The 12,070-nt window shown below is 28.4% G+C and carries 11 protein-coding genes; 8 read left to right on the forward strand and 3 right to left on the reverse strand.

Annotation, left to right across the window (positions count from 1 at the left end; genetic code table 11):
• Positions 1–10: 10 nt before the first annotated feature.
• Complete coding sequence (locus A966_RS06685) at positions 11–1,213, forward strand: ABC transporter substrate-binding protein (RefSeq protein WP_008723889.1); 1,203 nt, start codon at positions 11–13, stop codon at positions 1,211–1,213.
• 128 nt (positions 1,214–1,341) lie between these two features.
• On the forward strand, positions 1,342–2,901 hold the full coding sequence (locus A966_RS06690) for a bifunctional metallophosphatase/5'-nucleotidase (protein WP_008723891.1): 1,560 nt from the start codon (positions 1,342–1,344) through the stop codon (positions 2,899–2,901).
• Between the two features lie 369 nt (positions 2,902–3,270).
• On the opposite strand, the gene A966_RS06695 is transcribed toward A966_RS06690, so the two are convergent.
• Complete coding sequence (locus A966_RS06695) at positions 3,271–4,428, reverse strand: phosphopentomutase (protein ID WP_008723893.1); 1,158 nt, start codon at positions 4,426–4,428, stop codon at positions 3,271–3,273.
• Between the two features lie 450 nt (positions 4,429–4,878).
• Positions 4,879–5,640 carry a glucosamine-6-phosphate deaminase gene (locus A966_RS06700; protein ID WP_008723894.1) on the reverse strand — a complete coding sequence of 254 codons (762 nt, stop codon included), beginning with the start codon at positions 5,638–5,640 and terminating at the stop codon, positions 4,879–4,881.
• A 162-nt stretch (positions 5,641–5,802) separates the two neighbouring features.
• On the opposite strand from A966_RS06700, the gene A966_RS06705 reads away from it, so the two are divergent.
• Complete coding sequence (locus tag A966_RS06705; RefSeq protein WP_008723896.1) at positions 5,803–6,465, forward strand: HAD family hydrolase; 663 nt, start codon at positions 5,803–5,805, stop codon at positions 6,463–6,465.
• A gap of 88 nt (positions 6,466–6,553) precedes the next feature.
• Here A966_RS06705 and A966_RS06710 read toward each other — a convergent pair whose 3' ends face one another.
• The gene (locus tag A966_RS06710; protein WP_008723898.1) at positions 6,554–7,981 is read right to left on the reverse strand and encodes a serine hydroxymethyltransferase; all 1,428 of its coding nucleotides are present in this window, start codon (positions 7,979–7,981) and stop codon (positions 6,554–6,556) included.
• 231 nt (positions 7,982–8,212) lie between these two features.
• On the opposite strand from A966_RS06710, the gene A966_RS06715 reads away from it, so the two are divergent.
• The 5 genes from A966_RS06715 to A966_RS06735 all read left to right on the forward strand — a co-directional run bounded on the left by A966_RS06715 (position 8,213) and on the right by A966_RS06735 (position 12,011).
• A complete protein-coding gene (locus tag A966_RS06715) occupies positions 8,213–8,881 on the forward strand; it encodes a hypothetical protein (RefSeq protein ID WP_039955590.1) in 669 nt (222 codons plus the stop codon).
• A gap of 200 nt (positions 8,882–9,081) precedes the next feature.
• Positions 9,082–10,392 carry a hypothetical protein gene (locus A966_RS06720; protein ID WP_008723902.1) on the forward strand — a complete coding sequence of 437 codons (1,311 nt, stop codon included), beginning with the start codon at positions 9,082–9,084 and terminating at the stop codon, positions 10,390–10,392.
• A 92-nt stretch (positions 10,393–10,484) separates the two neighbouring features.
• Positions 10,485–10,922: a nitrous oxide-stimulated promoter family protein gene (locus A966_RS06725; RefSeq protein ID WP_008723905.1), complete on the forward strand. Its 438-nt coding sequence runs from the start codon at positions 10,485–10,487 to the stop codon at positions 10,920–10,922.
• Entirely contained in the window at positions 10,919–11,332 is a 414-nt protein-coding gene (locus tag A966_RS06730; RefSeq protein WP_008723907.1) for a YbaN family protein, read from the forward strand. Before A966_RS06725 ends, A966_RS06730 begins: the two co-directional genes overlap by 4 nt.
• Before the next feature lie 70 nt (positions 11,333–11,402).
• Positions 11,403–12,011, forward strand: a complete 609-nt coding sequence (locus tag A966_RS06735; protein ID WP_008723909.1) for a hypothetical protein — start codon at positions 11,403–11,405, stop codon at positions 12,009–12,011.
• The last annotated feature ends 59 nt before the right edge of the window (positions 12,012–12,070 follow it).

Genomic DNA, 12,070 nt, shown 5'->3' on the forward strand with positions numbered 1-12,070 from the left:
GAGTAACAAAATGAAAAAGAAAATTTTGGCAGTTCTTATGCTGATTGCTATAGTATCAAATGCTCAAACTATTGATCTAAGCAAATTTGATACTAACTATTATCATAAGTATAAGGGACAGAATTTATCGGTTAATGTTTACAATTGGGGCGAGTATATATCTGATGGTTCAGACGGTTCATTAGATGTAAATAAAGTATTTGAGGAACTTACAGGAGTGAAAGTCAACTATTCTACTTTTGCCTCTAACGAAGAAATGTATGTTAAATTAAAAGTAGGAGGTATTCAATATGATGTTATAATACCTTCTGACTATATGATAGAAAGACTTATAAGAGAAAATTTGGTAAGAAAATTGAATTTTAATAATATTCCTGCAAATACTAATATCAATAAAAGATTTAAAAACCTTCCATTTGATGCTACAGGAGAATATTCTTTAGCTTATACTTGGGGTGTTACAGGTATAATATATAATAGAGAGTTAGTAAGTGAAAAGGAATCCGATATAGATTGGAAAATACTTTTCGATAAAAAATATCAAGGACAAATACTTATGTATTATAACCCTAGAGATGCTTTTGGAATAGCTCAGGCATATTTAGGATATTCTCTTAATACTACTAATGAATCAGAGCTTGCAGAATGTGCCAAACTTTTAAAAAGTCAAAAACCTTTGGTGCAGTCTTATGTAATGGATGAAATGTATGATAAGATGGAAGCTGGAGAGGCTGCTATAGGTGTTTATTATGCTGGGGACTCTTTAAGTATGATAGAAAACAATCCTAATTTGAATTTTGTTATTCCTAAAAAAGGAGCTAATTTATTTGTAGATTCTATGTGTATACCTTCTTCTTCAGGTTCTCCTGAGTTAGGTGAGATGTATATTAATTTCTTATCTGAACCTGAAATAGCTTTAGCAAATATAGAGTTTATTAATTATGCTTCTCCAAATGACGGAGCTATCGCTATAATGAGCAGCGAAATGAAGAATAATAAAATAATATATCCGGATAAGGAAACTTTGGATAATTGTGATGTTTATATAACATTGCCTGATGAAACTAATATCTTAATGGAAGAATTATGGAATGAAATACTTTCTAATGATACTACATATAAAGGCTGGGTAATACCTGTTGCTTTGGGGGTTATAGTTCTTCTTTGCGTAGTTATTATCGTATTGAAAAAGATGAAAAGAAGAGAAAATTAATATTTGTCTTATGATATAAAAGCCTAGTATGTTTTAGCATGCTAGGCTTTTTTTATTTATAAAAAATTACCTTGAAAAAGAGAATAATAGATATATAATTTTTATATAATATTTAAAGGAGAACTAAAATGTTTAAAAGAGCTTATGTTATTTTATTATTATCTTTAATCATTTTATTTTTATATTCCTGCTCTAATTCTACTGCAAAGAAAACAGGAAATACAGGCAGCTTAACCATAATACATATGAATGATACTCATGGAAAAGATGAACAAGAAATGGTTGTTAATAGTGATGTAAATCCTCCTGAAACTAACTATATGTATGGAGCAGCTAGAAGAGCTTCATATATAAAACAGGTAAAGTCTACTAATAATAATGTATTAGTACTTCATGCTGGAGACACTATTACAGGAAGTGTATATTCTACAGTATTTCAGGGAAGAGATGAAGTTGATATTATGAATATGATTGGAGTTGATGCTGCTGCTGTTGGAAATCACTTTGTAGATTATGGACTTAGCAATTTCACAGAGATTATGAAAGACAGAAAATTTCCTACGCTTTCTTTAAATATAAAAAATAAATCAGATAATAGCTATTATGCTGCTCCATACATTGTTACAAATGTGAATGGACTTAATGTAGCAATTATTGGTATAACAACTTCAGATTCTGTTTACAGTCCTAAAAATATTGAAGGTTTGGTGTTTGAAGAAGAAATTAAATCATTAAAAGATTTCATAAAACAAACTCCTCTTAATACTACTAATGATCTTACAATATTGCTTAGCCATGTTGGATATGAAGCAGACAAAAAAATTGCTGAAGCCATTCCAAATACATTTGATATAATAATAGGAGGGCATAGTCATACTGAATTAGAAAAAGCTGAAGTTGTTAATGGTACTCATATAGTTCAGGCTGGTTCTTACGGACATTATTTAGGAAATATTAATTTGAATGTTAATAATGGGGTAATGGATAAAAATAATTTAAACTATAAATTAGTAGCTATGGATCAGACAATAGAGCAGGATAATGATATGCTTGCATTTATTAATGAGATGAAAGGTACGGTGGACAAAGAATTCAATGTAAGAATAGGATCTTTACCTATGGAATTAGCTCATGACGGAATAAGATCGAACTCTATGGCTATAGGAAATTTTGCATGCGATTTAGTAAAAGATTCTTATGAAAATGTTGATATTGTAATGATTAATTCCGGAAATTTAAGATCTGCATTAAAAGCTGGGGATATTACTTTAGGAAACATACAGAATGAATTTGCTCCTTTTGATAATGAAGTGATTATAGTTTCATTGAATGGAAAGGATATTCTTGATATGATAAAACTTTCTGGTAAAAAGAGAGGACTTGGAGGATTCTTACAGTATTCTAAGGGTATGGAAGTAAAATACACAGCAGACGGAGAGTTAGTATCGGCAAAATTGAATGGAGATGATATAAGTGAAGCTAAAGATTACACTGTTATTTTATCAGATTTTGTATTTGACGGCGGAGACGGATATTTTGATGCTCAAAATAATCCTATTGGTAGAAAAGGAAAAAATGTTGTTCATACTGGAAATGATATAAGAGATGCTTTAATATCAAAGATTAAAGAGTTCAATAATGTTCCTTATGATTATATTGATCAAAATCCAAGAGTAATATTTGAATAATAGTAATTAAAAGATAAATAAGAGTCTAGTTGTAATAAACTAGGCTCTTTTTTTATATACGATAACATTTTAAAAAATTAATTTACACGCGGTGATTAGATTTTAAACATAAAAAAAATTATTCTGTAATAAGAATTCATAATATAGTTTTCATTAAACGCGTGCTTAAATTAGTTATAAATTTTAAAAAAAATAGGGTGGGGCATATTATTTCTGTGTTCATAAAAATAGAAATAAAAAGTTAAAAATAACTAATTATAACAATAAGGAAAAAGGGCGGGCATTCTAATAAAATTTAGAAACCAACCCTTTATTTTTATCATATAGTATTATTAATAATATTAAAATGAATTTTTTCAATATTATTTTTTATAAAAAACAGCCTTTAAGTTTAGTATCACCAAGTAAATGCTTTTCTATTGATGCCGCTATAGAAACAAAAGAATCTTTCACACCTATATCAATATTTTTTTTCAATTTTTTTCCGTAAGCAAGTATAGGTATATACTCTCTTGTATGATCGCTTCCCTTGTATGTAGGATCGCATCCATGATCAGCAGTTATAATAAATAAATCATCATCATTCAAATTTTCAATCATATCAGGAATATATCTATCAAACTCTTCTAATGCATTTTTGTATCCTTTAGGATCTCTTCTATGTCCGTAAAGCATATCAAAATCAACCAAATTTGTAAATATTAATCCTTCATCAATTTCTTTAATAGCTTTAATAGTTTTTTCTATACCATCAAGATTGTTTTTATTAGTTTGTCTGTTTTCTGTAATTCCAACACCTGCAAATATATCGCTTGTTTTTCCTATGCCTACAACAGGAAGACTATGATTTTTTAATCTGTCAAGCATAGTTTCTCCGCTTGGAGGCACTGAATAATCATGTCTTCTTTCAGTTCTTTTATAACTGCCTTTAGTTCCTATATAAGGACGAGCTATAACTCTTGCTACAGGAGAATATTCATTGCATATTTCAAGAGTTTTTTTGCATATATTATAAAGCTCATCTATCGGTATTATTTCCTCATGAGCTGCAATTTGAAGCACAGAATCAGCAGAAGTATAAACAATTAAAGAACCATTTTTTAATTGTTCATCAGCATAATCATCTATAACTTCAGTACCTGAATAAGGCTTATTGCATACAACTTTTCTTCCTGAAACTTCTTCTATTTTTTTTATAGTAATTTCAGGAAAACCATTAGGATATGTATTAAAAGGTTTTTCTGAAACAAGCCCTGCTATTTCCCAATGTCCTGTAGTGGTATCCTTAGCTTTAGAAGTTTCCATCGCTTTACCATAATATCCTAAAGCATTATTATTTTTAGAAACTCCTTTTATATCTATTATGTTTCCAAGACCTATTTTTTCCATATTAGGAAGAGCTATTCCTCCTTCAGCTTCCGCTAAATGAGCAAGAGTATTAACTCCCTCATCACCAAATACAGCTGCATCAGGTAAAGCACCTACACCGCAGCTATCTACAACTATTAAAACAGCTTTCTTTTTCATATATGAATCCTATACTTATAAATTTATATCATAGACTTGTTTCAAAACTCAATTTATTAATACTTATAGTTTTTTATTTAGTATTTTTTTAATATAGTTGGGGCTTCACCAACCGCTCTACGTGCTTCGCAAAGCCCCACTTCTTTTGTTGCCCCAGGAACAGCCCGCCTGCGGCGAGAAGCATACGAAGTACGCCTCACTATGTGTGCCTACGGCAGGCGAAGGACTGCATATTTATATGTTAAAATAATAAATTATACCACATATAAAACATACAATTTATTTAATAATTAATATTATATAATTTAGCATAAAATAACAAACTCATAAAATTATTTGTCAAGTAGTTTTGAAACAAGTCTCATATTTAAATATAACCATTTTCAAACAATAAAATAAAAAAGGACAGCATTAAGCCATCCTAATTATAAGTATTATTTTTTTATTAATTTATTTTTTATTATCTTTTTTCTTTTGAAGTTCTGGTATAGCATCAGCCAATTCCTTATCTATAACAACAACTACATCATTATGAAGTTTAAGGAAAGTAACCGGACATTTGGTAGTAATTTTATCATTAGTAAGAAGCTCTTTCATAGCAGCAGCTTTTCCTTTACCAATAGCAGCTATAACTATTTTTTTGGCTTTTAATATTCCGCCCATACCCATACTGAATGCCTCTTTAGGTACATCTTTTTCTGAAGCAAAAAATCTTGAATTAGCTTTAATAGTTTTTTCATTAAGTTTAACACATAAAGCATTAGCATGTAAAACTTCATCAGGTTCATTGAATGCTATATGTCCATTAGGTCCTACTCCTAATAATTGTATATCTCTAGGAAGTTTATTTATTTTATCATCAAATTCTTTTAATATTTTTTCTTTTTCACCTATACCTTTAGGAACAAAAGTATTCTTTTTATCAATATTTACATGATCAAATAAATTTTTATTCATAAAGTATCTGTAGCTTTGTTCATTTTTAGGATCTAATCCTTTATATTCATCTAAGTTTACAGATTTAACATTTTTAAAATCTATTTCTTTTTTTTCATAAGCTTTTATTAAATGAGGATATACAGCCTCAGCAGTACCTCCTGTAGCAAGACCTAAAACAGCATCTTTTTTCACTTTTAATAAATTAATAATTTCTGCTGCTGTCTTTTTTCCAACTGCATTAGCATCTTTAGCAATAATTAATTTTAATCCCATAATAATATGCTCCTTTTACTTGGATTATCATATTTTTCATAAATCATCTTTTCATCGAAATTATAACATAGATATAATTTATTATCAAACTTTATGCTGCTATTGATTTTGATAGAAAAAAATATAAAATATTTGTATTAATATATTAAGGGAAGATTAATAATGTATAAAACTATAAAGATAAAAGCGGCAATATGTGATTTTGACGGAACTTTAGTCGATAGCGAAAGTTTATATACTAAAGCTTTGATTCATGTATCTAATGAAATGAATGTACTCAAGGATGTTGATTTTAAATCCTTGGCTGGTTTTCAGACTAAAGATATAGATAATCTTTTAAAAAAAGAAGGGCATTATATACCGGATAATTTTTTTAAGTCGGCGGAAATTTATTTTCATAAAATAATAGAAACAGATTTAGAAACTTTTGATGGTGTTATGGAAACTTTAGAAAGATTAAAAAATATTGATATTGTTATAGCATCAAATAGTAATATTAATTATGTTACAAGAGTTTCTGATAAAAAAGGAATATCAAAATATATAAAAGATTATTCATGTTATAATGGTGAATTAAAAGCTAAACCTGAACCTGATTTATTTTTAAATGCTTTTGAACTATTAAAAAAATTAAATAGTGATATAAAAAAAGAGGATGTCATAATATTTGAAGACAGCCTTGCCGGTGTTATAGGGGCAAAAAAAACAGGAATAATTACTGCAGCAATTACAAATAGCTACAGTAAAGAAATATTATTGGAAAATGGTGCTGATATAGTTTTAAATAGAATAGATGAAATATTTAATTATATAGAAATTATTTGATATTTGTATATAAAATTGATAGAAATATTTACAATAAAAAAAGGGAAACTGAAAATTATCAGCTTCCCTTTTTATGTTATTATATAATTTACATATCAGCTATAAATTTGTACATAGGGAATCTTTTACATAGAGCAGCTACTTTTTTAGCAATGGCATTAATCATTTTTTCATCATTACTATTGCTTAAAACTTCATCTATATATTGAGTTAATTCCATAACATCTTTTTCTTTTAATCCTCTTGTAGTTATTGCCGGAGTACCCAATCTTATTCCGCTAGTAATCATTGGAGATTCAGTATCATAAGGTATTCCATTTTTATTTATAGTTATATGAGCTTTATCTAAAATAGTTTCAGCAAGCTGACCTGTTATGCCTTTAGATTTTTTTACATCAACCAATATTAAATGTGTATCAGTACCGCCGGAAATTAATTCATATCCTTTAGCAAGGAACATATTAGCCATAGCCTCAGCATTTTTTATAACCTGCTCCTGATATTTAACAAATTTAGGATCCAAAGCCTCTTTAAAACATACAGCTTTAGCAGCTATAACATGCATTAAAGGACCGCCTTGTATACCTGGGAATATAGTTTTATCTATTTTTTTAGCCAAATCTTCTTCTGTAGAAATTATATATCCGCCTCTAGGACCTCTTAAAGTTTTATGAGTAGTACCTGTAACAAAATGAGCATAAGGAACAGGGCTAGGGTGAACACCAGCAGCAACAAGTCCTGCAATATGTGCCATATCTACCATTAATAAAGCACCAACTTCATCAGCTATTTCTCTGAATTTTTTGAAATCAATGAATCTAGGATAAGCACTTCCGCCTGCCACAATTAATTTAGGATTAATTTTTTTTGCAGTGTCTCTAAGTTCATCATAGTCAATTTGCATAGTATCTTTTCTAACATTATAATGTTGGAAATTATAAATTTTTCCGGAGAAATTGACATTTTTACCATGTGTTAAATGTCCGCCTGAATCAAGAGATAATCCTAAACAAGTATCTCCCGGCTGAAGAACTGCCATATAAACACCCATATTTGCTTGAGAACCGGAATGCGGCTGTACATTTATAAAAGGTGCTTTGAATAGTTTTTTAGCTCTTTCTCTTGCTAAGTCTTCTACAATATCAACCTCACTGCATCCGCCGTAATATCTTTTTGACGGATAACCTTCGGCATATTTATTTGTAAATATAGAGCCTTGTGCCTCCATAACAGCACGTGAAACTATATTTTCGCTAGCTATAAGTTCAAAGCCATTAACTTCTCTCTTGTACTCGTTTTTCATTGCAGCAAATATTTCTTTATCAGCACTTTTTAATGGAGTTTCTGATACATAATATTTAGGAGCAATTACTTTTTTATCTGCAGTTTTTGAAGCTTTTTTTACATTAGAAGCTTTATTAGATGCAGCTTTTTTGTCAACAACTGTTTTCTTAGCAGATTTAGAAACCTTTTTTGATGAAGATTTAACTGCTGCTTTTTTATTAGATACAGCCATATTTCCTCCAATGAAATTTATTATTTATATAAAATTTTTATTTTAAACAATGATATATCAATATAATTTTTTTTTCAATTATTAAAATATTATTTGATATGTTTTTTTATAATTTTTGAATTATAAATATTTTTTTTATTTTATCTATTTTTAGCTATTGATTTTTTTATTTTAAATGTTAGAATATACTAACAAATTGAATATGTGTACTAACTTATGCATGGTGCTTATATGAAATACATAATTATTTTATTTATAATAATAACAAATATAATATATTCTTATGAATCCAAAGAAATAAATAATTTTTACAATGAATATTATTCTTCATCATATAGTATAAAATCAATAGAAAATAATACATCAAGAACTTATAAGAATATATATGCTCTAATAAAATCAAAAAGTATAACTAATGAAAAAGAAAAATATAATTATTTGAAAGATGCTATAAATGCTAACAAAGATTATACAAAATCAGAAGATATTGATTATTTGATAAGTGTATCTGAATTAATGAGTTATATAGTTTATTACAGCGGACTTTCAGAAAAAATTTCTTTTGGTTCAAAAAGCAAAGAGATATATAAAGATATTTTAGAGAAAGATAATTCTAACTTTTTTGCTCTTTTAGGTACAGCTATAGGATATATGCATGCTCCTGCAATAGCTGGAGGAAGTAATAAAAAGGCTTTTGAATATTTTAATGAAGCATTGGATAATGCAAAAGAAAAATATCAAAAATATTTATCATATATATGGCTTTCTCAATACTATTTCAAGGTAAAAGATGATGAAAATTATAATAAGTATATTGAAATGAGTAAAGAGATATATGAAAACGGAGAATTATTAAAGGAGGCAATAGAAAGAAACAATACCAAAAACAAACCATTATAACAAAAAACAGATTTAATAGTGATAGGAGTCTATAATAAACTTGTTTTATCATTTTATCTGGGGATTTGTCATGATAAATATCCTGCCAATTTTATATATGGCAGATCCCTAGTTTCTATATGAAACAAGTATATAAATATTGTATTAATAAAAAATACAGAGTTGTTAAAAAAATTATAAACAAAATTAAGGATAATATTATGAAACGTTTATGTTTGATTTTAACAGCTTTAATAATGAGTGCTTATAGTATATTTGGCTATACTATTTTAGAAGACTTTAATGATTTTTTAATTGATGAGAATCAGTTAACTATAAGGCTTGACAGATTAGGAGTATTAGCCGGTACTGAGAATTTAAGATTTATGGTAGGTGTTGAAGGAGAAACAGCAGGAGTATTACTTGATAATTTGGATAGCGGAACAGAAGGCGGAATAAATACTTTCAGACCTGCAGCTATAGCTGGATTCGGATACAAAACAGACAGCTTTGGTATAGGGGCTGGATATCAATTTAAATATGTATCAGGATCTTGGCAGGCACATACTCCTATAATTACAGCTACTGCATTGAATGATAATTTGAGAATCAATGTACCTGTTACAATAGGGGTGGGAAGCGGAAGTGTTAATGAAGGAGATATAGCTGTTTCAACAGATATAAGAGTGGAATACTACACTGGAAATGATATTTTCAGCAGAATAAGAGTTAATCTTAAATACGGTATGTATAAATTAAAAGCTAATTCAAGCAGAAGCAGAGATTTAGCAGGAAATGGAAGTATAAATATGTTTCCTGTAACTGGAACTGTAGGTGAGAATGGTAAATATGGATTTTTAGAAGATACTACAGCACATTCTATAGGTATAGATTTAAGGGGGTATTTTATAGCAGCAACTGATCCTTTATTGATAGAGCCTCAGGTAAGAGTAGTATATCAAGGATCAATAGCTGACTTTACAGGAACTTCATATACTGTAACAACACCTGCAGGAACTAAAGAAGGAGGAGCTAAATTCGGACTTTACAATATAGATGCTTCAAATCCTATAGGTGCTTTTGAAGTGGGAAATTCTGGTACAATAACAGCTGCACCATATTATGATTATACAGCTCATAATATAATGTTTACAGGTGAGGGAGCTTCTATAGAAATAGGCGGAACAGAATATTATCTTACAAAACCTCAGTTTATAGGTGTATCTATGCCTGTAGGATTTACTGCTGAAAGCGAGTTTATAACTGTATATTTAGAGCCTGCTATTTCATTTTCTATGATTACAGGAGGGGTTAATGCTTATGCAAGCAGTTCAAAACCTGTAAGAATACCTCCATTATTCTACTCTGTGGGATATTTAGTATATGGAGAATTATATATCACTCCTAAGCCTAATTTAGAATGGTATTTTGAAGCTCAGATTGGAGGTGCTACTACTGTTGATGGTATTGGAAATAGTGCGAACAGTGCACTTGCCTTCAATGGAAGTACAGGCATTACTTGGAAATTTTAATTTGCTAAATTATTGATATTGGGAAGATAGATTTATTGGGTGTCTTTATAAAAAAAGATACCCAATATGCAAAACAAATGAAGGTTATGAAAATGATTGTAAAAAAAGATTATTGTGGTTTTTTATGTTATAGTAATGAAGAATACAGAATATATAAAAAAAGAGAGAATGAGAAAAAAACTATGCTTTGTATGATAGAAATTTACTGCAGGAATAATCATAAAAAATATCATAAATTTTATAATAAAACTTTCGGCAGTAAAAATATTTGCAAGGAATGTGAAAACATATATAATTATGCTAGTATAAGAACTGATAAATGCAGATTTATGGAGACAAAAACTTTCTGCAGTGCATGTATATCTCAATGCTATAAAAAAGATATGAAAGAAAGAATAAAAGATATTATGCATTTTTCTGGTAAGAGAATGCTTTTTTATCACCCTATAATAGCATTGAAACATATTATTGTTATGATAAAGCATAATTTTAATAAAAATAAAAAAATTAATTTTAAAGGTTTAATATGAGAGTGTTATTTATAGTTTTAGGTTTTATTTTTGTAGGTATAGGTGCTGTTGGAATAGTAGTTCCTATTTTGCCTACTACACCTTTTCTTCTTCTTGCTTCTTTCTTTTTTGCTAAGGGGTCTAAGAGGTTTCATGATTGGTTTATGTCCACAAAACTATATAAAAGACATTTAGAAAGTTTTGTAAAATCAAGAGCTATGACTTTAAAATCTAAACTAAGCATACTTCTTCCGGTAAGTGCAATGCTTATAATAACATTCATTTTTGTAAATAATATTTATGCTAGAATAACGCTTGTAATACTTTTTATTGGGAAATATTTATACTTCTTTACCCAGATAAAAACTATAAAAGAAGAGGAAATAAATAAAAACACAAATGAATTAGACAATTTAGATAATATAGAGTAATTTTTTTTATCTTAAACAAATAAATAACATTCTTAAAAAATAGCAGTTATATTTTATTAAAGGAAAATCGATGAAAATATTAAAATATATTTTTATAATAAATATTATACTTTTATATTCATTCGCTATACTTAATGCAGAAGAAAATACAGAAGAAAAAAAAGGATTTCAGTCTGTATTAGATAATAGATTTTTTTCTATAGGACTATTTAGTAGTGCAGATTCTATAAAGACAACTGTCAATATAGAGTTTGGATTTAAGATAATGAGATATAATAATTTTCAAATTAAAAGTTATACTGCCATAACAGGTTCAAAAATATATGATGATAATCCGCAAATGTATCAGTTAGGACTTATGCAGAAATTTACTTTCGGTAATAATGATGAATATACAGGAGAGATAGGTATATCAAGATATGGATTTGCTTTTTTTAGTTTTGGATTTTTATCTTTTGATCCTGATAAAAGCGGAAAATTTTTATTTGCTTCTCCGTATTATTGGGAGGTTGGAGGAGGAGCCGGTTTTAACATAAATGTAAGCAAACATGTTGCTATAGTGTTGGAGTTCGGAGGAGGACTTCATCTTGTACCTGATGGCAAAGAACTTGGATATCCTGAAAAAATTAATAAGGCGGGATTTGGAAGAATGAGTATTGGCGGAAGATATTATTTTTAAATTGTTTCTCCTATTATTATAATTGCTTAGTATAATTAAATTTGCTTCAATTATATTAA

The sequence above is a fragment of the Brachyspira hampsonii 30446 genome, assembly GCF_000316195.1.
Lineage (GTDB): Bacteria > Spirochaetota > Brachyspiria > Brachyspirales > Brachyspiraceae > Brachyspira > Brachyspira hampsonii_C.

Bases quoted from the DNA above. Each gene is read 5' to 3' on its own strand.
- A966_RS06730 (WP_008723907.1), top strand. From the start codon at position 10,919: ATGAGAGTGTTATTTATAGTTTTAGGTTTTATTTTTGTAGGTATAGGT.
- A966_RS06695 (WP_008723893.1), bottom strand. From the start codon at position 4,428: ATGAAAAAGAAAGCTGTTTTAATAGTTGTAGATAGCTGCGGTGTAGGT.
- A966_RS06705 (WP_008723896.1), top strand. From the start codon at position 5,803: ATGTATAAAACTATAAAGATAAAAGCGGCAATATGTGATTTTGACGGA.
- A966_RS06710 (WP_008723898.1), bottom strand. From the start codon at position 7,981: ATGGCTGTATCTAATAAAAAAGCAGCAGTTAAATCTTCATCAAAAAAG.
- A966_RS06685 (WP_008723889.1), top strand. From the start codon at position 11: ATGAAAAAGAAAATTTTGGCAGTTCTTATGCTGATTGCTATAGTATCA.
- A966_RS06725 (WP_008723905.1), top strand. From the start codon at position 10,485: ATGATTGTAAAAAAAGATTATTGTGGTTTTTTATGTTATAGTAATGAA.
- A966_RS06735 (WP_008723909.1), top strand. From the start codon at position 11,403: ATGAAAATATTAAAATATATTTTTATAATAAATATTATACTTTTATAT.
- A966_RS06720 (WP_008723902.1), top strand. From the start codon at position 9,082: ATGAAACGTTTATGTTTGATTTTAACAGCTTTAATAATGAGTGCTTAT.
- A966_RS06690 (WP_008723891.1), top strand. From the start codon at position 1,342: ATGTTTAAAAGAGCTTATGTTATTTTATTATTATCTTTAATCATTTTA.
- A966_RS06715 (WP_039955590.1), top strand. From the start codon at position 8,213: ATGAAATACATAATTATTTTATTTATAATAATAACAAATATAATATAT.
- A966_RS06700 (WP_008723894.1), bottom strand. From the start codon at position 5,640: ATGGGATTAAAATTAATTATTGCTAAAGATGCTAATGCAGTTGGAAAA.